This window comes from Stenomitos rutilans, assembly GCF_059505485.1.
On record NZ_JCACKR010000057.1, the window covers coordinates 16,501 to 42,493 of the forward strand.

General features: G+C 51.9%; 22 protein-coding genes. 7 read left to right on the forward strand and 15 right to left on the reverse strand.

Going from position 1 to position 25,993, the window contains the following annotated elements; translation table 11 throughout:
• Positions 1-15: 15 nt before the first annotated feature.
• Together AC5JLP_RS09570 and rimI are read right to left on the reverse strand one after the other, a co-directional pair.
• Positions 16-2,490, reverse strand: a complete 2,475-nt coding sequence (locus AC5JLP_RS09570; RefSeq protein ID WP_496067704.1) for an ATP-dependent Clp protease ATP-binding subunit — start codon at positions 2,488-2,490, stop codon at positions 16-18.
• Positions 2,491-2,690: 200 nt separating this feature from the next.
• Entirely contained in the window at positions 2,691-3,443 is a 753-nt protein-coding gene (rimI, locus tag AC5JLP_RS09575; RefSeq protein ID WP_496067705.1) for a ribosomal protein S18-alanine N-acetyltransferase, read from the reverse strand.
• Between the two features lie 117 nt (positions 3,444-3,560).
• Here rimI and lysA point away from each other — a divergent pair, with 117 nt between their 5' ends.
• The 4 genes from lysA (at position 3,561) to AC5JLP_RS09595 (ending at position 8,492) form a co-directional block, all read left to right on the forward strand.
• Positions 3,561-5,171 (forward strand): diaminopimelate decarboxylase, encoded by a 1,611-nt coding sequence (lysA, locus tag AC5JLP_RS09580; RefSeq protein ID WP_496067706.1) that lies wholly within the window; start codon positions 3,561-3,563, stop codon positions 5,169-5,171.
• Between the two features lie 73 nt (positions 5,172-5,244).
• Positions 5,245-6,183 carry a diadenylate cyclase CdaA gene (gene cdaA, locus AC5JLP_RS09585; RefSeq protein WP_496067707.1) on the forward strand — a complete coding sequence of 313 codons (939 nt, stop codon included), beginning with the start codon at positions 5,245-5,247 and terminating at the stop codon, positions 6,181-6,183.
• A gap of 70 nt (positions 6,184-6,253) precedes the next feature.
• Positions 6,254-7,003, forward strand: coding sequence for a polyprenyl diphosphate synthase (uppS, locus tag AC5JLP_RS09590; RefSeq protein ID WP_496067708.1), 750 nt, complete (start codon positions 6,254-6,256; stop codon positions 7,001-7,003).
• 109 nt (positions 7,004-7,112) lie between these two features.
• The gene (locus AC5JLP_RS09595) at positions 7,113-8,492 is read left to right on the forward strand and encodes a peptidoglycan recognition protein family protein (protein ID WP_496067709.1); all 1,380 of its coding nucleotides are present in this window, start codon (positions 7,113-7,115) and stop codon (positions 8,490-8,492) included.
• A gap of 521 nt (positions 8,493-9,013) precedes the next feature.
• Here the strand turns inward: AC5JLP_RS09595 and AC5JLP_RS09600 are convergent.
• Positions 9,014-9,247, reverse strand: a complete 234-nt coding sequence (locus AC5JLP_RS09600; protein WP_496067710.1) for a hypothetical protein — start codon at positions 9,245-9,247, stop codon at positions 9,014-9,016.
• Between the two features lie 401 nt (positions 9,248-9,648).
• On the opposite strand from AC5JLP_RS09600, the gene AC5JLP_RS09605 reads away from it, so the two are divergent.
• Entirely contained in the window at positions 9,649-10,077 is a 429-nt protein-coding gene (locus tag AC5JLP_RS09605) for an FKBP-type peptidyl-prolyl cis-trans isomerase (RefSeq protein ID WP_496067711.1), read from the forward strand.
• A 141-nt stretch (positions 10,078-10,218) separates the two neighbouring features.
• Here the strand turns inward: AC5JLP_RS09605 and cobA are convergent, their stop codons facing one another.
• Entirely contained in the window at positions 10,219-11,817 is a 1,599-nt protein-coding gene (gene cobA / locus AC5JLP_RS09610; RefSeq protein ID WP_496067712.1) for a uroporphyrinogen-III C-methyltransferase, read from the reverse strand.
• A gap of 166 nt (positions 11,818-11,983) precedes the next feature.
• Between cobA and AC5JLP_RS09615 the strand changes: the two genes are divergently transcribed.
• Positions 11,984-12,682: an SH3 domain-containing protein gene (locus AC5JLP_RS09615; protein ID WP_496067713.1), complete on the forward strand. Its 699-nt coding sequence runs from the start codon at positions 11,984-11,986 to the stop codon at positions 12,680-12,682.
• 132 nt (positions 12,683-12,814) lie between these two features.
• Here the strand turns inward: AC5JLP_RS09615 and AC5JLP_RS09620 are convergent, their stop codons facing one another.
• From AC5JLP_RS09620 to AC5JLP_RS09660, 9 genes are all read right to left on the reverse strand, one after another.
• Positions 12,815-13,399 carry a sugar O-acetyltransferase gene (locus tag AC5JLP_RS09620; protein WP_496067714.1) on the reverse strand — a complete coding sequence of 195 codons (585 nt, stop codon included), beginning with the start codon at positions 13,397-13,399 and terminating at the stop codon, positions 12,815-12,817.
• A 182-nt stretch (positions 13,400-13,581) separates the two neighbouring features.
• A complete protein-coding gene (locus AC5JLP_RS09625) occupies positions 13,582-13,872 on the reverse strand; it encodes a DUF2288 domain-containing protein (protein ID WP_496067715.1) in 291 nt (96 codons plus the stop codon).
• Positions 13,873-13,970: 98 nt separating this feature from the next.
• Positions 13,971-14,609 (reverse strand): lysophospholipid acyltransferase family protein, encoded by a 639-nt coding sequence (locus AC5JLP_RS09630; RefSeq protein ID WP_496067716.1) that lies wholly within the window; start codon positions 14,607-14,609, stop codon positions 13,971-13,973.
• 414 nt (positions 14,610-15,023) lie between these two features.
• Entirely contained in the window at positions 15,024-16,613 is a 1,590-nt protein-coding gene (gene purF / locus AC5JLP_RS09635) for an amidophosphoribosyltransferase (protein ID WP_496067717.1), read from the reverse strand.
• A 178-nt stretch (positions 16,614-16,791) separates the two neighbouring features.
• Positions 16,792-19,164, reverse strand: a complete 2,373-nt coding sequence (gene purL, locus AC5JLP_RS09640) for a phosphoribosylformylglycinamidine synthase subunit PurL (protein ID WP_496067718.1) — start codon at positions 19,162-19,164, stop codon at positions 16,792-16,794.
• A 215-nt stretch (positions 19,165-19,379) separates the two neighbouring features.
• On the reverse strand, positions 19,380-19,769 hold the full coding sequence (locus tag AC5JLP_RS09645; RefSeq protein WP_496067719.1) for a bleomycin resistance protein: 390 nt from the start codon (positions 19,767-19,769) through the stop codon (positions 19,380-19,382).
• Between the two features lie 29 nt (positions 19,770-19,798).
• Complete coding sequence (locus tag AC5JLP_RS09650; RefSeq protein ID WP_496067720.1) at positions 19,799-20,455, reverse strand: Uma2 family endonuclease; 657 nt, start codon at positions 20,453-20,455, stop codon at positions 19,799-19,801.
• Positions 20,456-20,539: 84 nt separating this feature from the next.
• Entirely contained in the window at positions 20,540-21,532 is a 993-nt protein-coding gene (locus AC5JLP_RS09655; protein WP_496067721.1) for a Gfo/Idh/MocA family protein, read from the reverse strand.
• Between the two features lie 266 nt (positions 21,533-21,798).
• Positions 21,799-22,467 (reverse strand): CHRD domain-containing protein, encoded by a 669-nt coding sequence (locus tag AC5JLP_RS09660; RefSeq protein WP_496067722.1) that lies wholly within the window; start codon positions 22,465-22,467, stop codon positions 21,799-21,801.
• A 580-nt stretch (positions 22,468-23,047) separates the two neighbouring features.
• Between AC5JLP_RS09660 and AC5JLP_RS09665 the strand changes: the two genes are divergently transcribed.
• A complete protein-coding gene (locus AC5JLP_RS09665) occupies positions 23,048-23,347 on the forward strand; it encodes a ferredoxin (RefSeq protein WP_496067723.1) in 300 nt (99 codons plus the stop codon).
• A 125-nt stretch (positions 23,348-23,472) separates the two neighbouring features.
• On the opposite strand, the gene AC5JLP_RS09670 is transcribed toward AC5JLP_RS09665, so the two are convergent.
• Together AC5JLP_RS09670 and grpE are read right to left on the reverse strand one after the other, a co-directional pair.
• The gene (locus AC5JLP_RS09670) at positions 23,473-25,185 is read right to left on the reverse strand and encodes a SpoIID/LytB domain-containing protein (RefSeq protein ID WP_496067724.1); all 1,713 of its coding nucleotides are present in this window, start codon (positions 25,183-25,185) and stop codon (positions 23,473-23,475) included.
• A 34-nt stretch (positions 25,186-25,219) separates the two neighbouring features.
• Positions 25,220-25,969 (reverse strand): nucleotide exchange factor GrpE, encoded by a 750-nt coding sequence (gene grpE, locus AC5JLP_RS09675; RefSeq protein WP_496067725.1) that lies wholly within the window; start codon positions 25,967-25,969, stop codon positions 25,220-25,222.
• Positions 25,970-25,993: the final 24 nt, after the last annotated feature.

Sequence of the window (25,993 nt, forward strand, 5' to 3'; positions counted from 1 at the left end):
TAGGAGTTGTCAGGACTACTCGGCGGCTTGTTGCAAAAGCTCTCGCTTTTCACCCTGGAGCACCTTGACCTGTCCATCACTATCCACATCCACCACAGCAGTGTCGCCGTCTTTGATACGGCTAGAGAGGATTTCCTCCGCTAGCGAATCTTCGAGCAAGCGCATAATGGCTCGACGCAGCGGACGGGCACCGTAACTGGGGTTGTAGCCTTCTTCAACCAAGCGATCTTTGAATCGTTCCGTGACCTCTAGAGTAATACCCTGGTCGCGCAGACGTCCGAAGACCTCGTTGAGCATGATGACCGCAATCTCTTTCACCTCGTCCTTCGACAGTTGGCGGAAGACGATGATTTCATCTAGACGGTTGAGGAACTCAGGGCGGAAGTATTGCTTCAGTTCTTCGTTAACGAGAGAACGAATGCGGTTGTACTGAGATTCAGCTGCATCGCCCGCAGCAGAGAACTCAAAGCCCAGACCGCCGCCCCCTTTCTCAATCACCTTAGAACCGATGTTGGAGGTCATAATCAGCAGGGTATTCTTAAAGTCCACCGTGCGACCTTTCGCATCGGTCAAGCGACCGTCTTCCAGGATTTGCAGCAGCATGTTGAAGACATCGGGGTGTGCCTTCTCAATCTCGTCAAACAGGACAACGGTATAGGGACGACGACGAACGGCTTCCGTAAGCTGACCACCTTCGTTGTACCCAACGTAGCCTGGAGGTGAACCGATGAGCTTAGACACCGTATGGCGTTCCATGTATTCCGACATATCCAGCCGGATCATGGCTTCTTCAGAACCGAAGAAGTAGGTTGCCAGTGCCTTCGTGAGTTCTGTCTTACCAACCCCAGTTGGACCAGAGAAGATAAAGCTGGCGATCGGTCGGTTCGGGTTTTTCAACCCAACACGAGCGCGACGAATGGCGCGAGAAACCGCTTTCACGGCTTCTTCTTGACCAATTAAGCGCTGGTGCAGGGTGTCTTCCATGTGGAGCAGCTTCTCGGATTCGGATTCCGTTAGCTTATTCACAGGAACGCCCGTCCAGGAAGCCACGATTTGAGCAATGTCCTCTTCATCCACAATGGGAGAAGCATCTTCGCCTGTCGATTCGTTCTTCTTGGTTTGAGCAATCGCCCGAATTTCGGCCTTGATTTCCATTTCGCGATCGCGCAGTTCCCCAGCCCGATCAAAGTTTTGGGAGCGAACCGCATCATCTTTGTCTTTCAGGACTTGACGCAATTCCTTATCCAATTCCTTGGCAGCGGGTGGCAACTGAGAATTAATCAGACGAACACGGGAACCCGCTTCATCAATCAAGTCGATCGCTTTGTCGGGCAAGAAGCGGTCTGAAATGTAGCGGTCTGAAAGTTTGGCAGCGGCTTCCAGGGCCAGATCAGAGATTTTCAGCTTGTGGTGCTGCTCATAGCGTTCACGCAGACCGCGAAGGATTTCGATGGTTTCGTCAACGCTGGGTTCACCTACCATTACAGGCTGGAAGCGGCGCTCAAGGGCAGCATCACGCTCAATGTGCTTGCGGTACTCATCCAGGGTGGTGGCACCAATGCACTGAAGCTCACCCCGTGCCAGCGCTGGTTTAAGAATGTTGGCTGCGTCGATCGCACCTTCAGCCGCACCCGCACCGATCAGCGTGTGAACCTCATCAATCACCAGGATGACGTTTCCGGCAGAGCGGATTTCATCCATGATTTTCTTCAGGCGCTCTTCAAACTCACCGCGATATTTGGTGCCTGCAACCAGGAGGCCAATATCTAACGTGACAACGCGCTTATCTTCGAGAATATCTGGGATGTCGTCATTGGCGATGCGTTGAGCCAGACCTTCTGCGATCGCGGTCTTACCCACACCCGGTTCCCCAATCAACACCGGGTTATTTTTTGTACGGCGACCCAGGATTTGGATCACCCGTTCGATTTCCTTTTGGCGACCCACAACTGGGTCTAACTTCCCTTCGGCTGCCATTTGGGTCAGGTTTGAGCCAAATTCATCCAACGTTGGGGTTTTGGTGCGACCCTGACCACCGCCAGATGTCACTTCTGCGGTTTCGCCCAGCATCCGAATGACCTGCGTGCGTACCTTAGAAAGGTCAACACCCAGATTTTCCAGAACTCTGGCTGCAACGCCTTCGCCCTCGCGGATTAAGCCGAGAAGCAAATGTTCAGTCCCAATATAGTTGTGTCCAAGCTGACGGGCTTCTTCCAGAGAAAGCTCCAGAACCCGCTTGGCACGTGGTGTAAATGGAATCTCAACGGCAACGAAGCCAGAGCCTCGACCGATGATTTTCTCTACTTCAATCCGAGCGTCTTTGAGGTTGACGCCCATTGATTTCAGCACTTTGGCGGCGACGCCGGTCCCTTCTCCAATCAGACCCAGGAGGATCTGTTCAGTACCCACAAAGTTGTGTCCTAGGCGGCGTGCTTCCTCCTGGGCAAGCATGATCACCTTAATGGCTTTTTCTGTGAAGCGTTCAAACATGGCGTATTTCTGTCACCTACTGCTTGCTCGGTAGAGTTGATTCTATCATAGTCGAATTCTGCTGAAGGCTTAAAGACACGCCCCAGTCGAACCGTGATTACCGTACCTGCACCAGTGACTTGCTGTAGTGTAATGAACTGCCACGGAGGAAAATTGTCCTCGGAAAGTGTCTCGTAAGTCAAGTAAGATTTCTTAATCTCTTAAGCATCGAACTTAAGCTGTTGAAAGATGGGGTGATCACTCTCAACGCCCACCTGCGAGCCTGTTTGACGTAAGCGATCGTTCACTTGCTGATGCCAGTCCGTTAAGCACGTAGAAAACTCAGGCTTCTGCAACCCTCCATGCCATAGCACTAACGCATCCTCGCCATTGTCTGGGTAGTAGCACCGCCTGCGACCCGCTTCACGAAAGCCAAACTTGTGATAAAGCGACACTGCTGCCTGGTTGGAAACCCTGACTTCCAACGTTGCTCGCTCCAAACCACGATCATGAGCAGACACCATTAAGGCAATCAGCAATGCTTGCCCTAACCCCTGATGCTGATAGAGGGGATCGATCGCCAGCATGGTAATGTGAGCCTCTTCGAGAATGGCCCAGTAGCAGCCGAGGCCAATTAGGGGAGTGCGGAGTGGGGAGTAGGGCGTGGGGGGTGGGGGCGAGAGTTTTGAGTTTTGAGTAGCGCTTTGCGCCGCGACGCTAGAGAGTTTTGAGCTGTAAGTTTCAAATGCTAAATCGAGCGGTTCTTGTGCCCTCGATCCCTCTGCCTCCCCTACCTCCTCTGCTTCCCCTACCTCCTCTGCCTTCTCTACAAAAACCAACAACTCGCTGTTAGGACTCTCAAGCTCTCGTCGATAGCTGTCCAGCGTCCAAAGTCCGCCAAAGCAGCGTTGATCAAGCGCTAGGGCGGCAGGAAGTAGATCCGCAGAGAGAGGCTGAAGTACGAGGAAGGTCACGAAAAGTACGTTATTTGCTCAGAATCAAGCAGGATTTGCTCAGGATTGCTAAGGCTCGATTGTAAACTAGAGATCACAAATGCACGTATGCTACTTAACGAAGGCAGGAATGATGTCATGGGATCGACTCACGCGACAGCGGTTCAGGCAACGGGACATCGCTATTTGAGCGAGGCAGACGGCACGTTAGCACAGCGATCGCCCAACCAGCAATTGCTACCCCTGACGGCAACGGTGAACCAGAAAGAGCAGCTTGAAATTGGCGGCTGCGATGTCGTTGATCTAGTACAGCAGTTTGGCTCCCCTCTCTATATATTGGACGAAACCACCCTGCGATCGGCGTGTCGTCAATATCGAGATGCCTTTGCCCGCTATTATCCTGGTGAATCGCAAGTGCTGTATGCCTCCAAAGCCTGGAACTGTCTGGCAGTTTGCGCGATCATAGCAAGTGAAGGTCTAGGCATTGATATCGTTTCGGGTGGGGAGCTGTATACGGCTTTGCAAGCAGGGGTAAGTCCGACCAAGCTCTACCTCCACGGCAATAATAAGTCGCGTGAAGAACTTCAATTCGCTGTAGAGGCTGGCTGCACGATCGTGGTGGATAACTGGCATGAACTGAAGACCCTGGTGGCGATCGCGGAGGAGTCAGGAGTCAGAAGACAGGAGCCAGAGAGGGCAGAGGGGGCAGGGGAGGCAGGGAGAGCGAATGAACAAGAACCGCTCGATTTAGCATTTGAAACTTACAGCTCAAAACTCTCTAGCGTCGCGGCGCAAAGCACTACTCAAAACTCAAAACTCTCTAGCATCACGGCGCAAAGCGCTACTCAAAACTCAATCCCCCCCTACTCCCCACACTCCATCCGCATCCTCCTCCGCCTCACCCCCGGCATTGAATGCCATACCCATGACTACATTCGGACGGGCAGCATCGATAGCAAATTTGGGTTTGGGCTTGATCAGTTGGATGATGTCTTTCAATTGATTAGTCGGGAGCCGAGTCTGGCGTGTGTTGGTCTGCATGCACACATTGGCTCTCAAATCTTTGAGTTAGAGCCGCATCACGATTTGGGCGCTGTGATGGTGCAATGGTTGAGTAAAGCGGCTCAGTACGGGTTGCCAATCCAAGAGTTGGATATCGGCGGTGGTTTGGGCATTCGTTATACCGAAGCGGACGATCCACCAAGTATTGATGCGTGGGTAAAGGTCGTGAGCGAATCGATCGCCGCTGCTTGCCAAGCCCAAAACCTTCCCTTACCAAGACTTTTGAGTGAACCGGGGCGATCGCTCATCGGCTCGGCGTGCGTCACAGCGTATACTATGGGCGGACAGAAAGTGATCCCTGGTCTCCGCACTTACGTTACAGTCGATGGCGGCATGTCAGACAATCCGCGACCCATCACCTATCAATCAGTCTATCGAGCAGTGGTGGCAAACCGGATGTCGGCTCCATTAACAGAAACGGTAACGATCGCGGGCAAACACTGTGAATCTGGTGACATTGTGATCCAGGAAGCCTTGTTGCCAGCGTCGCAACCGGGGGATTTGCTCGTAGTAATGGCAACGGGCGCTTACAATTACAGCATGGGTTCCAACTACAATCGCATTCCTCGACCCGCCGCCGTTTTAGTGCATGACGGAGAAGCAAACATTATTTTGCAGCGGGAAACCTATCAGGATTTGATTCGTCAAGATCGGTTGCCGGAGCGATTGCAGACATTGCAAGCATGAGCGGCGATCGCATTCGCTGCCTCTCAGAGTTTAGAGACTAGGACGTGTAGAAGCGTAGGGTTAATCCAGATCAATGGGATATCTATGGAGGCAATGGCTGCTGACGACGACTCCTAGCTGGATGCAGTCCCTACCGCTTCTGACCGTTCAAAATCTGAGATTTTTTCTTGATGTGGGGCTTGTCCTTGCCCTCACCTACATGATGCTGGTCATTATCGGTGAACGGCGCACTCTGTGGATGGTGCGTGGTTTCATCGTGCTGATGCTGGCTGCCGCCCTCAGCAGGCGTTTAGAGTTGACGCTGTTGAGTTTTGTCCTGGGCAATTTGGTCATTGGGTCGGCTGTGGCAATGGCGTTTATTTTGCAATCAGAGTTTCGTCGTTTTTTGGAGCAACTGGGTCGAGGTGAACTCTTGCAATTGTTCCAATCTTCACGAAGAACCACATTGAAATCTGGTAGTGTCACGGATGAAATTGTCGATGCGGTTAAAGAGCTATCGCAGAACCGGATTGGTGCGCTACTGATTTTAGAGACGAGTAGCCCGATCGATGAACGTGATTTTTCGGTGCCCGGTGTCCGATTGAATGCTGAAGTTTCAAAGGAGCTGATTCAAACCATTTTTCAAACCACGACGCTGCTGCATGATGGTGCCGTCCTAATTCGTGACAATCGTCTGATTGCAGCAGGGGTGATTTTGCCGCTCTCGGAACGAACCGCTTCCCGCCAGTTAGGCACCCGTCATCGTGCGGCGATGGGCATCACTGAGCGCGTTGAAAACTGTGTTTGCGTAGTGGTTTCTGAGGAAACTGGATCAATTTCGCTGGCAGAACGGGGAACCCTAAACCGTCCACTGACCAGCAGTAAACTCAAGGAATTGCTGGAAGCGCGCTTCTCACAAACGGCCGATCGTGACACAGTTGCGCCTAATCTCCGGAGTCTGGTGCGTCAGATGGGTAGTCAAGGACTATCGCTGGTTTCCCGGTTTCTAAATCGTCTTAAGGGTAAAAGTTAAGGGCGACAATCTACAGACACACGCTTTTTGTTCACGCTATACATGCACTTGTCTGCTGCTGGGAGAGACCATGACCGTAACACCAACTGGTTTGAAGGAGTTGCCTGCTGATCTGACGAGCGATCGCCTGCCGAGACATGTGGCTGTCATTATGGACGGCAACGGACGATGGGCAAAGCGACGCGGTATGCCAAGAATTATGGGACATCGCCGTGGGGTAGATGTGCTGAAGGATCTCCTCCGCTGCTGTCGTGATTGGGGCATTCAGGCACTCACAGCCTATGCCTTTTCAACCGAGAACTGGGGGCGACCGTCAGAGGAAGTGGAGTTTTTGATGACGCTCTTTGAGCGGGTGCTGCGGCAAGAACTGCGGGAAATGGTGCAGGAAAACGTACAAATCCGTTTTGTGGGGAATTTGCAGGCGTTGCCAGGATCGCTCCAGGACGAAATCGCACGATCGGTCGAGCTAACGCAGCACAACCAGAGCATCCGCTTTACGGTTGCCACAAACTACGGGGGACGACAAGAAATTCTGCAAGCCTGCCGTACGATTGCCACTCAGGTGCAGCAGGGGCTTTTGCAACCCGATCAAATTGACGAAGCGGTGTTTGAACGGCATCTTTATACGTCAGGCATTTGTGATCCAGATTTGCTGATTCGCACAAGCGGGGAAATGCGGCTGAGTAATTTCTTGCTCTGGCAGATGGCCTATGCTGAACTTTATGTCACAGATACGCTGTGGCCTGATTTCGATCGCAGTGCCTTTCACCAGGCGTTATCAGCCTATCAGCAACGCGATCGTCGCTTTGGTAAGCTATAACCCAGTGGTCGATCGGTGATGTGTTCGCATCGTCGCCCTTGACCATTTTGGCCTCATTGAGCAAACTGGTTCAGCAGCCAAAATGCTCCCGTTTGGAGAACTCTTCCGTATGCTTCAGATTACTCAAGCCCCCCAAAGTCCAGTGCTGGTGCAACAGCGCTTTTCCATTTTAGGGGTTGCCTCCCCTTTTTATGCGGGTAATAACCTATTGTTGACGATCGATGGACAATTTCGCGCCACTGGGCCAGACATCAACCTGGATGGCACCTGGCAGATCGATTTTTTGTTTCAACAAGCGGGGAATCGCCGTCTCAAAATTGAGGTCGGTACAGAAAGCACCGAACTCACGATTCCGGTAGTTGCCACAGCACCCCAGGCAAAACAACTTCAGTTTACCCAGGTACCAACTCGGCTCCCTGTGCTGCAAGCGGCGACGATCGGTGGCACAGCCGCCAATTTTCCCGATGGCAGTGCGCTCATTTTACGAGCTGATCAGCAGTTTGATCTAGCAAAACCATTTGTGAACGCTGGCAAATGGCAAACAACCATCGGGTTCAACCAGCCGGGTAAGCGTGTGCTGGAGATTATCAGTTCTGATGGCCGCGATCGTGCCCAAACGACGATCGATGTCGTTGCGGCCCAACCGCGCCCCCCTCGTGTCAGCTTTACCAACCCGCCCAAACAGGTGAAGGTAGAAACGACCCTGACCCTTGCAGGTGATGCCACTAACTATAACAACGGCGACCAACTGATCTTACGGGCCGATCAAACCTTAGAGCTGGCTCGCCCTAGAGTGCAGGATGGCAAGTGGCAGGCTCAAACTGTGCTGCGCCAAACCGGGCAGCGTCTTATTGAAATCATTGGTTCTGAGCAAGACAAAGCCCAGACCATTATTGAGGTAATCGGCGCTCAGGCTGGAACCTTTCAGGCACAACCCCGCACCACGTGGACGAGCACGCCCACACCGTCTGACCTACCTGCCCTGCAACCCAAAGGCATCACGCTGCACCATACCTTTCTCACTAATCCGCCTGCTACCAATGCCTCGATCGCGGATGAAGCGGCCCGCATGCGCGTCATCTACAACGGTCATGTGAACGGCAACGGTTGGGCTGATATTGGCTACCATTTCATCGTGATGCCGAGCGGACGAGTTTACTCTGCGCGAAACGAAACAAAACGAGGTGCCCATGATGTGGTGAATGATGGCCTGGGAGTTGCGTTTGATGGCGTTTATACCAGTGCTACAATCAATCAGGCCATGTACAACTCCGCTATAGCGCTATGTACAACACTCTGTAAGCGCTACGGCATTACCAATACAGTGACACCTATTCCTACACCAACGGCTGATTTTGGCACCCGCAATTTACCCCGTATGATGGGACACCGCGATCGCGTCGCCACAGAGTGTCCCGGCACTGAAGGTGGCAGAACCGTCCGATTACCAGACATTCGGCAAGCCGTGAACGGAAATTTAGCGACTTAGCAATCGCACTCCCCGCTTACTCGTGATGGCTAACAAGACACTCTAGATGCGAGTGTTATTTAGACAATAGACCTCCTGCGCGAATACTTAAAAGCCCCCTCCCGTCCCCCAAGTTTGGGGGAAGCTAAAACTGATGCCCCCCAAATTTGGGGGGCTGGGGGGCAAAATCTGATTCATGCAGGAAGTCTAATCTACTGATTACTGCTTAAACGTAAAATGTTGGCGATCGCTGCAATCTGAGGCTGGAGCTAATTGAGTTTGAAATATATCAAAAGGTAGAAGCCAGAGCACAGTCACTAGAGCATGATTAATGCATTGAGAAGCTCATCATCATTCTGATAAAGCAGTTTGCCACCGGGTAGGCAGACTGCTTTTTTTTACAATTTCTCACGCGAGTCATGGCTACGCCAATAAGTTACTGAAATTAATTGATAAAAAAGCGAAAGAGAGTAAAGCTTTTACCCTCTTTCGCTTAATTTGATTTACCTAAAAATGAATTGGAAGTAGGCAAAAGCCACTACTCACATTCTTCCGTTTTGCATCACTTCCTGCAAATGACGTCGAATTTCTTGAATTTGTTCTGCATCTGACTGCTGGAGCTTTTGAAAAAGCTGAACACAGGGTTGAGAATCGCTTGCTTGAGCATCTTGAATGTACGTCTCGTATACTTTTGACGCTTCCGCTTTGCTTTGCAGTACTGTCAGCAGATCATACTCTAAATTACTCAACGTCTTGGAATTAACGTTTGCTACCATGATGTGAATCTCCGTTAAAGCTTGCGACTATGGGGTTACAACCTAACGTTGGCGTATGTTGATAGCGTCGTTCATCTACCTAAATAGGGAGGGCAATACGAAGTAAGAAGGTATGATGCATGACTGATTAGTTTAAGTAAACCCAAAACATAGCTGCGTTTAATGCAATAGAGCAAGAAAGTGCTGGTGCATTGTCATCTCTCATTAGATATAAAATTTGATTTTTTCAACTAAAACTTCTTGGTGATTTGGTGGCAATGACAAGAAAGCTATGGTGAGAAGAATACTTGTGTAGCACAGAAGCGAAAAACCAAGTTGAAGCGAAAGACAAGCTTAAGTAACGCGAGAGCTGAATGCGATCGGATCATACTAGTACGGTTACCAACCAAAGGAGACGTAGCATGGCACAAGCAAAATCCGGTGATACAGTTAAGGTTCACTACACCGGCAAACTGGACGACGGTACCGTGTTCGATTCATCCGCAAATCGCGAACCGCTGGAATTTACGCTTGGTTCAGGCAGCATCATTCCTGGCTTTGAGCGAGCCGTCTTAGGGATGGGTCTGGGTGAGTCGAAAACAGAAATTATTCCTACAGATGATGCTTATGGCCCTCATATGGATGAAATGGTGGTGGTCGTCGATCGCCAGCAGATGCCACCCGAAATTGAGCCTCAGGTCGGTCAACAGCTTCAACTGCAACAGCAAGATGGGCAGGTTTTACCTGTTGTCATTACTGACGTGTCAGGTGCCTCTGTGACCTTAGACGCTAATCATCCTCTTGCAGGCGAAGAGTTGACCTTTGATATTGAACTCGTTGAAATTGTTTAGGGTTGAGCCTAGAAACACGTATCACCCTGTGTCGGAAGGTTAGATTTGACCTTTCGACACGAAGTATCTTCTTCAATTGAAGCTTTTTTGACTTGCGGCTGTGCTTTGTTGTTGACAGTGGAGTGGGTTTAGCGTTGGCCTCTAGACCTTCTCACTGCTTGCGGCAAACCATTGCGCGATCGCCTGTATCAGTCCTTCTAAGGTATATTCCTTGGCCTCAGCATCAACTCGACCCAGTAAGCTAGCACAAGCTTTTGTCGTCTGAGGGCCGATCGACGCAATACAAACCCCTTCTAGCCAGGCCTGCCAGGTTGTGTCAGGCTGAGATTGTTCTAGAAGCTGGCAAAAGTGCTTGACAGTTTTGGCACTAGCAAAGGTAACCACGTCTACTGTACGCCCTTGCAGTGCGGCTAGAGCGGCTGGAGCGATCGCGGCTGGGCAAAGCGACTGATAAGTAGGCACCTCGGTAACATTTGCACCACGGTTCGTAAAATCCTTGACCAGTAGATCCCGACCGCCGCTTTCAACTCTAGGAAAGAGAATGCGGGTGCCACTTAATGGTGCTGGGAAATGGGTGGCCAGTGAATCAGCTACGAACTCTGGTGGTACAAAATCGGGTTTTAAGCCTCGCTGCTCTAGCTTTTGCGCCGTTTTATCGCCCACCACGGCGATCTTAATTCCTGCCAGAGCACGAAGATCACGGATTTGAGTTGCTAAGCGCTCAAAAAAGTATTCGACGCTGTTGGCAGAGGTCAAAAGCAGCCAATCGAAGTCTTCCAGACGTGTGAGAGCCTCATCTAACGCTTGCCAGCTTGAAGGCGGCCCAATTTCTAAGGCAGGCATTTCTACAACTGTAGCCCCTTCGTGGTTAAGACGATCGATGAATGGACTTGATTGGTTGACCGATCGCGTGACAAGAATGGTTTTACCCGCAAACGGTCGTGTATCTGGGGCTGCGGTTGGATCTGGGGTGGAATCTGAGGTGGTAAGCACAGTCGAAACCAGTGGAGAGGAAGGTGGTTGAAGATAAGAACGTAGCCTGACAACTTCGCCGATGACCATCACACAAGGAGAGAGCGCTTCTGTTGCTGTTTCTTGCAAGATTGTAGAGAGCGTTCCTTCCCAAATTTGCTGATTGGCGCGGCTTGCCCAACGAATGATGGCGATCGGCGTTTGAGGCGATCGGCCATGCTCTTGCAGCCGACGCAAAAGCTTGGCTAAGTGCTGTCCACCCATCAAGATGACTAGCGTATCCATTTGCGTCAGTGTTTGCCAGTTTAACCCATCAGGATCATGACCACTGACAACCGTAAAGCATCGACTTAAAACAGGATCGGTTAAAGGGATGCCAGCCAGTAATGGTGCTGCCAGCGCTGAAGAGATTCCAGGCACCACTTCAAAGGCACAATTTGCGGCAGTTAAGGCTTCAATTTCAGACTGACATCGACCAAAGATAAATGGATCACCACTCTTGAGCCTAACCACATGCTGCCCTTGCAAACAATGATGCACTAGTAGTGTATTAATCTCTACCTGGGGCATACTAGGTTCGCCACCTCGCTTACCCACGTTAAGTCGCAGGCAGGTTTCTGGTACGAGTTGTAGCAGGTCACTATCTACCAGTGCGTCGTATACCAGGACTTCTGCTTCGACCAGCAGTTGGTGTGCCCGCATCGTCAGATACACTGCATCTCCAGGGCCTGATCCGACTAGATAAACGGTTCCAATTGAATTAGCCATGTGTCATGACCATAACAGCCAGCAATAAATAAACTTTTGTCCCCAAAAAAAGCGAAAAACTACCTAAGCAAACTGGCGGCTGGTCAGTTAGTGTGGATGACATCCTGCACGATCCTACGTTACGTTGCTTGATCGGTCGCATCTTTCAAAATTGACGGATCTTAGAATGACTACAGCTCATAAGCCTGCTCTAAATCTGGGTCTTGGCGCAGCAATTTTTATAACGGCAGCAGCGATTAGTGCTGTGACACTGCATTTTAAACCATCTTTGGTCAGTGGCTTGCAGGCACTACGTACATCCAAGGTACCTTCTAGCGTTTGCAACACCATTGCTACCGATCCATCGCCACCGCTGAATGTTCGCTCTAGCCCCGTTGTTGCACCTGATAACGTTGTGGGAACGGTGCGAAATGGTACCCACTTAGCGGTGGTCGATCGCAACGAAGGCTGGTTACGGATTAATCAACCGCTAGAAGGCTGGGTCTATCAAGATCTGACGGTGACAAGCTGTATTCCAGCAGCACAAGCAAATGCCAGTACACCCGCCGTTCATGATGACGGTATGAGCCTTTTGGCAGAAGCTACAGAACAGTATCAAGCAGGTGATCTTAACGCCGCGATCGCCCTCGCACAAACGATCCCCGCTAGCAGCAATGCCTCTCAAGCCGCTAAAGGGGCCATCAACCAGTGGCAGCGCGACTGGAAAACCGCAGAGGCCACATTTACAGAGATGCAAGCGGCGATCGGTGAGCGTCGCTGGCAAGATGTACTGCTCAAAGTGCAAGCCTTTCCAGACAATCGGTTTTGGCGGGCGAAGTTAACGCCGATCGTGAAGGTAGCGATTCAACAGCAAAATGGTCATTGAGAGAAAGGCAGAAGGCAAAAGGCAGGAGGTAGAAGGTAAAAGAGGACAAAGGGCAGGGGAGGCAGAGGAAGCAGGGGGCAATTCGCAACTCAAAACTCAAAACTTCTCCGCTGACCGCTGATAGCTAACCGTCTAACTGGATGCTGAAGCATCCGCAGCCCGAAGCACACGACAGGGATTGCCCACTGCTACAACATTGGCGGGAATATCGTTAGTGACGACGCTGCCAGCACCGATCGTGGTGTTGTCGCCGATCGTCACGCCAGGGCAAATGATGGCACCTCCGCCAATCCAGACGTTGTTACCGATACGAATGGGTGCGGCGAGTTCACGCCCTGTCAGTCGCACAGTGGGATCGGTGGGATGATACGCGGCGTAGATTTGAACATAGGGAGCGCAAAGGACATCGTTGCCAATGTGAACAGTGTTGCAGTCGAGAATGACGCCGCCATAGTTCATGTAGAAGCGATCGCCCACCGTAATATGGCTGCCATAGTCGCAGTGAAAGGGCGGTACGATTTGGGGTTTCTCACCAACAGAGCCAAACAGCGCTTGCAGGGTTTGAGTCCGCTTGTCTGGTTCCATTTCGGTTGTTTGGTTGTAAAGCCGCAAGAGACGCAATGCTCGTTGGCTCTCCGCTGTTAACTCGGCATCAGTGGCAAGGTAAAGTTCCCCTGCCAGCATTTTTTGCTTTTCGGTTTTGGGCGTGTTGCTCATAAGGACTGATTGTAGCTATCAATGCTTTACACGAAAGCTTACAGCCGTTAGCTTAGGCTCATCTGAGGATTGCGGATTAAATAACTTCGACAAGTGAGATGTTCTGTAGGGGACGCACGGCTGTGCGCCCGTACCTCAAGACCACACTTTGATTAAGTCTCGTTCCTCAGTGGCAAGATGTGTCACTGAGGTTCTTGTACAAGGACATACGGTTGCACAATGAGCGTATTAAAGCGCTTGGATTGGTTCAGGTTCCAGTCTGACAGTTCTGCCGAAGAGGGCTTGTGAATCAAGTTTTCTTCGATCCAATGCTGGACTCGCGCTGTATCGTCATTGGCGATCGCCACAGCTACATCCACTACATCCAGACCCGACTCCACCACAATAAGAGAATCCCGACGTGCATGAGGGGCAAGCCAGTCCCATTCTGCTTCGGCCAGCGCTTCAGCCAGTTCTGTTCTTAAGTCGCTCATGCGGCAGTCCTTTTTGCTGTGTAAATGGTTTTTAGTTATCAGCTACCAGCTATCAGCTATCAGCGTAGAGTTTACGCCTGACCCCTAAACCTAAAGCCCTAGCGTCCCAAAGCATGCAGAGCGTTGATCACATCTGCACATTGCTGCGTTAGAGCTTCTAATGTTTCGCGATCGCTCGTTTGCGGCGGTGCAATGACTTGACCAATTCTAATGGTGAGCGGCACTGAGCGGGGCAGAGCAGACCCTTTACGATAAATGTTTTGAGTGCCCCATAGGCTGACTGGCAGCAAGGGAGCTTGGGTCTTAGCAGCAAGCCAAGCGGCACCCAGTTTTGGGTCAGTCACTCGTCCATCGGGGGTGCGTGTCCCTGTGAGAAAGACGCCTGCTGCCCAGTTTTGCTCTAAAAAGCTTGTTGCAGCGCGAAGGGCGCTGCGATCGGGCGCACCTCGCTTTACAGGATACGCACCGTAGAGCGCGATCGCCTGCTTCAACACAGGGATCTGAAACAGCTCCTCTTTTGCCATGTATGCCACCGGACGACCTACACAGCTAGACAGCAATGGTGGATCAAAATCGCTGGCGTGATTACTCACGACAACGAGAGGTCCTTCGCGCGGCACCTGCTCTGCCCCATAAATGCGTCCCCGAAAGTAAAAATGCAGCCCTGGACTTACTACCGACCATTTAAATAGGTGATAAAGCAGCAGACTGGCGAACGGTTCACGAGTTCTCGGCATAGTAACGGGTAGTTCATTAATTAGCTTTAATGTGTTGTTCCAGCAGTATTTGTAAGCAACAGTATCAGATTATGAGCGTTCAGCTATTCCCTGTTTTGAAGGGGCATAAAAGCGACAACGTTCCAATCCACTGTTCAGGATTTCGCGGCAGAGGTTGTATTCAGTCGTCGCACCCCATCGTATGAAAGCGACGCGTTCTAATCCACTGCTCAGGAGATTGAATAGCGGTGAGGCCAGATCCGACAGGGGGAGCTTCAAGCGAGATTAGCGAGAATAAAAGAGTAGACAAGAAAGGTGCACCTAATAGGAAGCACCGCAAAACATAAAGGCAACAGTGAAGACGCATCAATCGCATCTTCAATCGATACTCCGTGCCCCTCCCTCTCTGACCAAATCTGCTGCACCACCGCTGAGTTAAACCGTAGTTACCGTCTCTAAAGCTGCAACTGTCTCTAACTTCAGCTTCGATCGCTTCACAGGTTCGGGTACGGGTACAGGATAATCACCCGTAAAGCAGGCAGAGCAGAAGCTTTGAGGGTCGTGGCGTGTTTCTTCTAGCATCCCCTCCCAGGTCAGGTAGCTGAGGGAGTCTACCCCAATCTGGTCAGCAATCTCAGCAACGGATTTGGTGGCCGCAATGAGCTGATCTTGACTGTCAGTGTCGATGCCGTAGAAGCAGGGATGGGTGACAGGTGGTGAAGAGACGCGCATGTGGACTTCAGTGGCTCCGGCATCGCGCAGCGCTTTAACGATTTTGCGGCTGGTGGTTCCTCGCACGATCGAATCATCCACAATAATTACGCGCTTACCAGCCAATACGTCCTTGAGCGGATTGAGCTTCATTTTGATGCCCGATTCGCGCATGATTTGAGTGGGCTGAATGAAGGTACGACCCACATAGCGATTTTTGATCAGCCCTTCAGCGTAGGGGATGCCCGATGCCTGGGAGTAGCCGATCGCCGCTGGAATGCCTGAATCTGGCACCGCAATCACAATATCGGCATCGGTGGGAGATTCGACTGCCAGACGACGACCGATCCGCATCCGGTAGCTATAAAGGCTTTCTGCCTGCATGACGCTGTCGGGACGGGCAAAATAAATCATCTCGAAGATGCAGAGTCTGGGAGTCGCCGCCTTTGTCCAGTGGAAGGAGGCCAGCCCTTCTTCGGTAATCCACACCAACTCACCAGGTTCGACATCGCGCACATAGTCCGCCCCAATGATATCTAAGCCGCAGGTTTCCGATGCCAGGACGTAACGCAGTGGTTCAGTTGGGGTGGATTGAGGAAGTGTGCCGATGACGAGTGGACGAATGCCGTTGGGATCACGAACGCCCATCATGCCTGTGGGGGTGCCGATCGCCAGACTAAACGCCCCCTGGCAGCGGTGAAGCGCACTGATTGCCCCTTCTAGCCATCCTTTGCCGTTGTTGACTTCTTCAGCGATCGCCAGCGCAATCATTTCCGAGTCGGTCGTGGTGACAAGGGTGAAGTTGCTTTGTAGCAGATCGTCACGCAGATCAGGAGCATTCACAAGGTTGCCGTTGTGAGCAAGTGCCAGATAGCCTAAGCGGGTTTCGACCACCGCAGGCTGGGCGTTCACCACGCGACTGGAGCCTGTCGTGGAGTAACGGGTATGTCCGATCGCCATTGTTCCCGTCAGCTTGCCTAGAATGATTTCGCTAAAGACCTGGGACACCAGCCCCATTTCTTTATGCAAGTGAACGCGATCGCCGTCAAACGTTGCAATGCCCGCAGACTCCTGACCGCGATGCTGAAGCGCATACAGCCCAAAATAGGCCAGCTTGGCAACGTCTTGGTCTGGCGCGTAAACACCAAAAACGCCACAGGCTTCTTCTGGTTTGTCTGCCTCCAACAGGTCTGCCTTAGAGGAGTCTGCCTTAGATAGGTCTGCATCGAGCCTCTCTAAAGGGGTTGACGCAGCCAGGAGCGACGCAGACTGAGCAAAGGACGGGTCAACAGGAAAGAGTTGGTCAGATGTCATGCCGCAGTTTAGCTCCTGGCTGTGGATGGATTGACGAAAAAAGTCGGGTAATGAATAGACAAGCAACAATTGCTTAATATTTGTTTAATCTTCTCATTAACTGACGATTACATCGTAACAATTATGAAGCTGGCTCTAAAACCTTCAAAAGTATCTAAGGTTACAGCCGCTTTGGGAGCTACTGGGCTAACTGACGCTCGATCGCGTGGTGCCAGCGATCGCCCATGTCTGTTAAGCTCACATCGATTGAAGGACGATGATCCGCGATCGCGATCTGCAAAGGCGCATGCTCATCATTCACTTGACCGATTCTTCCCCAATGTGATCCTAGATGCTCTGCTAGATACGATTCGCAACTTGCAGCGTGATCAGGCGATACAGAGATGACAATCCGCGCGCCGCCTTCAGCAAACAGCAGATGATCCCAACGGGTTGAAGCGGTTTGACGAAAGGGTTGTATGGGCGTAAGCGCGATCGTGGCTCCCCGCTGACCACTCAAGCAAGACTCTGCCAGCGCTACGGCTAAGCCACCTTCCGCACAATCATGAGCAGACCGAATCCAGCCTTGTCGAATACCATCACGACAAGCTGCCTGTACGCAACGTTCTAAGTCGAAGTCGATGATCGGTGGCATGCCCGCGATCGTGCCATGTACCACTGCAAGATATTCGGAGCCGCCGAGGGTGGGGTGTGTGGGGTGGGGTGGTTCGGCGCTTTCTACCAATGCTCCAAGTAGATAAATTAGGTCACCTTCAGTTTGCCAACCTTGACCACAGATTTTTGTTAGATCGGGAATGAGTCCGACCATGCCAACAACGGGTGTGGGGTAGATGGGTTGAGGTTTGCCATCTGCGTCCAGCGTTTCGTTGTAGAGCGAGACGTTGCCGCCTGTAACGGGTGTACTGAATGCCTGACAAGCTTCGGCGATGCCACGACAGGCTTCGGCAAGCTGCCAGTAACCGATTGGCTTTTCGGGACTGCCAAAGTTTAGATTGTCTGTTACAGCCAACGGTTCGGCACTCACACAGCTTAAGTTACGCGCTGCCTCTGCCACAGCCGCTTTTGCACCTTCATAGGGATGGAGGTAAACGTAACGAGGATTGCAGTCAACGGTGGCGGCTACGCCCGGAAGGGTGCGGGGTGTGGGGTGTAGGGTGTGAGGTCGGACACGGATGATCGCGGCATCAGCACCACCAGGCAACATCACAGTATTATTCTGTACCTGATGATCATACTGACGATACACCCAGCGCTTAGAGGCGATCGTAGTACTTGCCAGCAATTGCAGCAGAATGTCATTCCAGGTTTGACGCTTGCCTTGAATGTTAATACCTTTGGGTGTGCAGGGAGGCAAGCGATCGGGAGTCCATGCCCAGGCTTCTTGTGCGTAGTCGGGCGGTTCTGCCAACAGTTCACGATGATAGATCGGTGTGTTGTCAGAAAGTGCCGTGGCAAGGACTTCAGCCGCGATTTCACCTTTGAACAGAATGCGAACGATCGGCTCCTCAATCACTGTCCCTGCAACAACCGCGTGCAGTCCCCAACGCTCAAAGATGTCGATCAGCTCTTGTTCACGTCCTTTGTGCGCTACAAACAGCATTCGCTCTTGCGATTCTGACAGCAGATATTCGTAGGGCACCATGCCACTTTCGCGCACAGGAATCTTATCGAGATCGAATGCAATACCCACTCCGCCCTTAGCCGCCATTTCGGAGGTGGAGCAAGTAATACCCGCTGCGCCCATATCTTGCGCTGCAACGACAGCACCCGTTTTGAAGGCTTCCAGGCAAGCTTCGATGAGAGATTTTTCGAGAAAGGGATCGCCAACTTGTACGGCGGGTCGATCGTCTATTGATGCGTCGCTCAACTCGGCGCTGGCAAAACTGGCTCCTCCCATACCATCTCGTCCTGTTGTAGAGCCAACGTAGAGCACCGGATTACCGATGCCTTTTGCGCCTGATACGACAATTTCGGGGGTTTCCATTAAGCCCAACGCCATCACGTTGACCAGCGGATTACCGGAGTAAGCGCGATCGAAGTAAATTTCGCCGCCAACGGTCGGCACGCCCACACAGTTGCCATAGTGGGCAATGCCAGACACCACACCACTAAAGAGACGACGAGTCCGGGCATCCTCTAAAGACCCGAAGCGGAGAGAGTTGAGCAGGGCGATCGGGCGTGCCCCCATTGTAAAAATGTCACGCAAAATGCCGCCAACCCCCGTAGCCGCTCCTTGAAACGGTTCCACAGCAGAAGGGTGGTTATGCGATTCAATCTTGAAGGCCAGATGCAAGCCGTGCCCCAAATCCACCACTCCTGCATTCTCACCAGGGCCAACCAGGATGCGATCGCCCTCCGTGGGAAACTGCTTGAGCAACGGACGCGAGTTTTTATAGCAGCAGTGTTCCGACCACATCACCCCAAACATGCCTAGCTCAGCTTTATTGGGATGGCGACCCAGACGACGCACAATTTCTTCGTACTCCTCTGGCTTAATGCCTTCTGCGGCAATGTCTTCAGGCGAGAACGGGGACGCGATCGAAGCAGACATAAAGCAAGTGCGCCAAGGGAACAGGCTTTATTGTATCGGTATTTCAGCTATCAGCGGTTGGCTATCAGCTATCAGCGGTCAGCGGTCAGCGTAGAGGTTTTGAGTTGCGAATTGCTCCCCCTGCCCCCCTGCCTCCTCTGCTTCCCCTGCCTCCTCTGCCTTCTTCTCCCTTCTGCCCTCTGCCCTCTACCTTTTACCTTCTGCCTTTCCCCAACTCAATCCGTCCGATCGCGCCGACCATTAGCTGGAGGGGCTTCGGCAAAGGTAAGACAATTGCCATTGAGATCCAGAACGGCAAACTCACGCAAGCCCCAATGTTTTGTGGCGAGCGCACCATTGGGATGAATTAAGTTCTGCGTTTGGTATTCGTCGTAAAGTGCGTCGATGCCGCTGACGTTAATACGACAGCTTGTGTTTTCTGCTAACTGGCGATCGCTAGATAACCACAGGTGAATTTGCACACTACCCCGATGCAGACCAGCATAGTCATCAGACTGAAAATCAGTCGTAAAGCCGAGCTTCTGTTGGTAAAAATCGATCGTCGCGGCAATGTCTACGGCTGGTAGCATAGGCACCGTGCTCAAGAACTTGGTTGCAGCATTCATGTGTTCACCTTTTATAGCCGATCGCTAGTTCAAATGCTGATCTCTTGCAGCCATGCACGCAACGATCGTAGTGCTGTCATCAACCCTAGCGCATCGCTTTCATCAATAAACTGGAGAATTCTACCCGCAGGCAAAAACGGAAACGCCAGACCATGAGTGACGTGACTATAGTGTTGCTGGTCTAGCCTATAAATGTGTAGCTGCCCCTTCAAAAAATCATCTCCTGGTTGGCTGACATAGCGCCACACTTCAGGAACGTCTAACCTTGCGTAGAGCGAGAGTCTATCTAAGGTGCTCTGGCTGAGGGAAACGTCTAGAACCAAGTCTGGTGGTGGATCGAGAGCGAGGTCGATCGCCACCTTTCCGTGAATCTGCTGTTCGTGCTGGATGTAATAGCCTGTATCGGGTTCTACAGCGATGCCCAAGTCTGGTCGCTTGAGTGTCAGTGCCTTGTAGCCTTCTACGGGCAACTTCATCACCTCTGCAAGCACGAGAATGAGCGACTCGATCAGCCTGTGGCAGCGATCGTGTTCCTCAAGTGGAGTCATCAGTTCTAGCCGACCCCGATCAAAGGTGAAGCGAGCCGTGCGATCGGTTCCCATTTCCATAAGCAGTGCTTCAAGCTGCTGCCAGCTTATTTTCTCCAGTACAAGGCGCTGTTCGCTGAGCTTTGGTTTCTTTGCCATGTCCGTCTCTGGGCCACACGTTTCTTGATTCTATTAACGCATTGGAATGGCAAGGCGCGAAAGGCGGCAACTTTAAAGAGTCCCTTACTCAAGAGCGATCGTCTGCCCAGTCTCTGTTGATCGTCGCGCCGCATCTGCCACCTTCAACGTATACAGGCTTGCTTCAGGCGTGACATACAGCGGTGTGCCGTTGATGAGATGATCCAACACCATTGCCGTATCTTTTGCAAAAAGACCCTGACGGGTAGCCAGCGCGATCGGTTGACTCCCTTCTGCCTTTAAGAGCAGGCCCTGATCCCCGTCAAAAATCAGCGCGCCCGTTTCTCCGTGCACTTCCATCTTGCGCTCCGGTAGCCACATGGCTTCCCCTTTGGCATAGACCACTTCTGCCAACAAGCCCGACTGAAAGCGCAACTGAGCCGCGCAGTAACAGGTCGTGTTGTGGGGCTCACTCCGGTCAGCGCGATCGCTAAACTGAGCTTGACAGTTAACCGTTGCCACAGACCCAAACAGATCAATCAACCGATGCAGCCGCGACAGCGCACCAATTAGCGGGAAGCCAAACAATTCTGGTTGATACGTCCAGCGTTTTGGAGCGGGCCGTTCGGGCTTGATGGTGGCATAACGGGCATAAAACGGAGTGCCGATCGCGGACAACGACGCTTTCAGCGTTTGATGCATGCTGCCTAATAGCTCAATATGTTCGACGTGCAGTAGCCTCTTCTGAGCCTTGGCAAAGGCGATCAACTCCATTGCTTCGGCCACTTCTAGCGCCAATGGATATTCCACGATTACATGCTTCCCTGCGCCTAAGGCAGCTTGGACGATCGCGCCATGATCCCGATTTACCGTGGCGATGATGATGAGATCGAGAGACGATCGCTGCACGAGTTCCTGCCAGGTTGGGATCGCCTCTGCACCGTAGGTTTGGCTAAAAGCCTGAGTGGTTTCTAGCGTGTGTCCAGCCACAGCCGCTAGAGTCGCGCGTGGTTCTGCCTGGAATGCTTGCGATCGCAGCTTTGCCGCGTAGCCTGTACCTACTAAACCGACCTGTAGTGGCAGCGAATGAAGAGCCATAGATTCGAGCATGAGTCACGTCTTGAATAGTCCTGCTATCAAACGTAAACGGTAGAGGACAACTCAAGCCGTCTTCTACCGTTTACTTGTTTTAATACAGAGGTTTGCAGCGAAATGAAGTAGCGATCGAAGACTGGAAGCCTTATTTGTAGCTATTTTCGCGTCTGACTCCTGACTTCTGACTCCTGACTTCTGACTCCTGAATCCCGCTAGAGATTGCCAACAGGACTGACACCGTTTCTCTGCATTATGGCTAGCGACAATGCTCAGTAAGCTTTGAAGATGCCACGCAATTCTCCAGCGCGGTTTTGCTTGGTGTGGAGATCTACGTAGAGTGTGCCGCTCGTAAGCGCTTGCAGTTGCTCGTCTGTGAGGGTGTATTCGCCCATAAACCGACCGCTGAGTGAATCTGCCCCACCTTGGACTATGAGCGCGTATTGAAACGGGCCATTTTTTGAAGGTTCGCCTTTGTGAACATGGATGCCTGACGTGATGTTGGGGTTGGGTGGGTTCAGGGGATCAGTTGCGTAGTCGCGCAGGGGACTGGTTAAGCCACTGAAATCACCCCGAATGACGAGGCGATTGCCGATAAGAGCCGCTCCTGCTGTGCCAAAGGCAGTGGTCGAAGCTACGCTGGGCACAACGCTATTTCCTGACATTACAGCGACGTATCTCGTGATACTGGTGGTGGGCAATGGAGCCATATCTGTTGTCGGCGGTGCTGCCTCTGCTTGAGCCAGAAGTACCGTTTCGGCTTCTTGCAACTGCGCTTCTAGGTGATTGGTGACATTGATCGATCGCGGACTAACGGATGCTGGGGCTGTGAGCCAACGTGCTACCCCCTGGCTCATAGACGGTGATGAAATGCCGACCAGGAGCAAGCAAGTCATGACTCCCAGCATTAGATTGACAAAACCCTTTCTGCGTTTACTCATGATTTTTTCTGTGATGGTGAATGATAATTGGCGTGTCTTGAGCCTCTGGGCTCTGGCTTGAGGCATCAAAACTAAGTGCCTTTGCTGCTGCACGATCGCAAGATCTGCGCAGGTTTCTTCACTTTTGCAAGGCATTCTACAGATTCAATACGGCTTTCCGGGCCGATTGGATGCACTGCGATGCAAAAAACGACTGAATCTTTGCGTTTCTACAACAAGGTTGAAAGTTTTTGCGGTGGTCGGGTTGGCAACGCACTTTATAGAGGGTTCAGGTGCGTCAACAAGCGCATTTCCTAGGTTCCAAGCAAGACTTGAGGGCAGTAAGATACTTAGTCAGCCCATATTGATCCCAACAAAAGCAGTGTGCAATGGGTTGTCATATAAGCTAACTAGATTAAACCTGGTACTTTTATTACGAATACCATTCATCCCACTGATGGATTGGCGTTTCTAAAGCTGTTGTTTTCCCGTAGTATCAAGAGTAAAGCTGATTCAGGAAGCAGTCTTTATATACACAGAGCTACAGAGCCAGCTTCCAATGAGCTTAGAGTGCTGTTTCCATTATTGAGAGGACCACTGCATGGCAACTTTTAAGGTCACGTTAGTCAACGAGGCCGAAGGGCTGAATACAACGATTGAGGTTCCTGAAGACGAATACATTCTTGATGCAGCTGAAGAACAAGGGCTTGACCTTCCTTACTCTTGCAGAGCAGGCGCTTGTTCGACTTGCGCTGGCAAGCTGAAGGACGGCACCGTTGATCAATCTGACCAATCTTTCCTGGATGATGATCAGATCGAGGCTGGATATGTGCTGACCTGTGTGGCTTACCCCACCTCTGATTGCACGATTATCACGCATCAAGAAGAAGAGCTGTACTAACTGCACACCTTAGTTAAATCAATCATCGGATGAGAGGTGAAGAGCGCCTGATTCTCTTTGCCTCTTTTTGATGACTTTATTTCTGAGCTGGCTTGTACCAAACGCTGTTTCGGCAATGGCTTTATCTAGCCACCGTTACCCTTGTCTTGCTCCCCACGCCAAAAGGTGATGGCATCACTGATGGTCTGTAGTTTGGTGCCAGGGTAGTAGAAATTGAGAATACGATCGCTCGACCAGCCTAACTTACCCAGGTGATAGGTTCCGGTTTGGCTGAGTCCAACACCATGCCCCAAACCGCCGCCAACAAAGGTATAGCCTTGCAGCGTTCGGTTGGCACCATACAGCGGTTCTAAATAAAAGAGGGTGCTGTTAGGGGCATAGAGCGCGACCAGAATATCGTCTTTGTCCAGGATGACAGTGCCACGATCGGTCGTTGCGGTCACTTGCAAGACACGCCCAGCAGACGATCGACGGGTCACGGCAAGGCGCTGAATGGTCTTAAAGTTCGCTAGGGGACTTTTGTTTGCGACAAGGTAGCGCCGCAAGTCCTGACTGAGTGCTTCAAGCGAGTTGTTAATACGCCAGCGAAACATTTCACCACCCGCCTCATTAAACCCCTTCGTCTGACTAATGAAGCGGCGAAAATTTTGCTCATCTGCCAAGCTCTGGCGGGATAAATCCCAGAGATTGCCAACCGAGTCGATGATGGCTCGCAGGTAAGGTCGCTCGGCACCCGACCACACATCGTTAAACGGAGCCGTAATTCCGCCTGTAGACGAGGAATAAACGGCATCCACTAGCTCATTGTTGTAGGTTAAAACCTTGCCACGAGTGGCTGCGATCGCCTGATCAGTCGCGGGATGAACGCCAGAAAGACCGTTGTAGACCTGGCATTGGGTATCGGCACAAAGCTGGTAGCCATCGATCGCAAAGCGGCGCAAATTGCGAAGGGCGTAGGTGCGTGCCAGGATTGCCTGTACCTGGAGGACGGGTTGCACGGCCCATGTCCCAATTTCGTAGGGCACCACACCGCGCAGGTAGGCTTCCAGAGGCACCTGGTTGACCAGGGTATAAGTGCCGTAGGTATTGGGTTGCAACCGCATACTGCCTGCGTAGAGATTCCGGGTTTTGTCACCGCTCTTTTGAATCACTCGAATGATCCCCTGTCCAGCGGTGATGTCGATGCGATCGCGAGTGTAGCGGTAGCCGTTCACAACTAGCGAGGCACGGGGCTGCTTCGGCAAAAGCTGCGTATCAATGTAAGCCGTTTGCATACCTTGTGCTTGTAAGCTTTGCAGCAGCAGTCGGCGCAGGAGAGGACTGTTGTACGTCTCTCTTTTTGCCCACACCTGCCAACGTTGCGGCTGGGCCACTTCGACGGGGATACCTTGAGCAACCCAGCGGTTGGCGCTATCTTCAGCACTCTCAAAACTCCGGTGGGTGCTGAGGACTACCCGCTCCTGTAGCATCGGTTCGGGTAGGGGCTGTTGCACCACATCCAGGTTGGCACTCGTGGCGCTAACAGTTTGCTCTTTCCCCTGCGTCTCAAAGCGAAACGTGAGCCGATCGCCCGCTGCGGCCTCTAAGGTCAGTGCATCCGTCGTCTTGCTACCAAAGCGCTGCTCAATGCCAATTTGCAGATCGATATCCTTACGAGTGGCGGCAACTCCCACCTCTGCGGCTGAGCTTAGCGCACATGCCACCGCCAGCGCTGCCCAGGCCATCCTTTGTGGCGAGAGAACTTGCGGCGAGAAGTCCGAGAAGGCAGACAACCGGAAGGAAACCTGGAAGTAGTGATCTCGTTGCATCTGACGAAAGCGCTTTAACGGTGACTCCATCCTACGATAGTGTTCCTTAAAGGAAATGGCTTGGTTAAGTTGGCCCGATCGCACTCACCTTTGCCCGGTAAAGCAAGCGATCGCCCTGACGATAGCCTGTATAGCGCACTTTGACACGATCGCCCAGCTGAACATTGTCCGACTGAAAACCGCTTAGTTGAGCAGTGTCCCCCATGAGTTGATGCTGCTGGGGGTCATAGGGCACTTCTGCACCTACGGGCGCGATCCGCTCAATCCCCCACCTTTCCAATAACGTATCCAACGGGCGCAGTAACGGCAGCAGTTTGACCGCAGGCGCTTGCGGATTTTGTTGAGCAGCATAGGCAGCAGTGGGCAACTGAAGCAACAGAGACTCTAGCGTTTGCACACTTTCTTGCTGAAATTCTTGCCACAAGGTTTGGCGCTGTTGTGCGAGTTGCTGCTGAAGGCGATCGTACTCCTGCCACAAATCTGATAATTCTTGCAATGATGCATCAGGTTGATTTTCAAGTTCTACCCCCTGACTCCTGACTCCTGGCTCCTGGCTTCTGGCTCCTGCCTCCTGGCTCCTGGCTCCTGCCTCCTGCCCTTCTTCATCCCACATCTCTAGCAGTTCCACCACCGACACCTGCAACACCCGACTCAGCTTCAGCAGTGACCCAACACGCACCTGAGCGATTTCCCCTCGCCGTAAGCGCAAAAGCTGCTTTTCTGATACGTTAGCAGCCCGACTTAACGCCTTAAAACTGGAAAAACCCACCGATCGCATTAATATGCGCAAGCGGTGGGTAACATCTTGAGACATAGACGAAAAGGTTTTAGCTAAGCG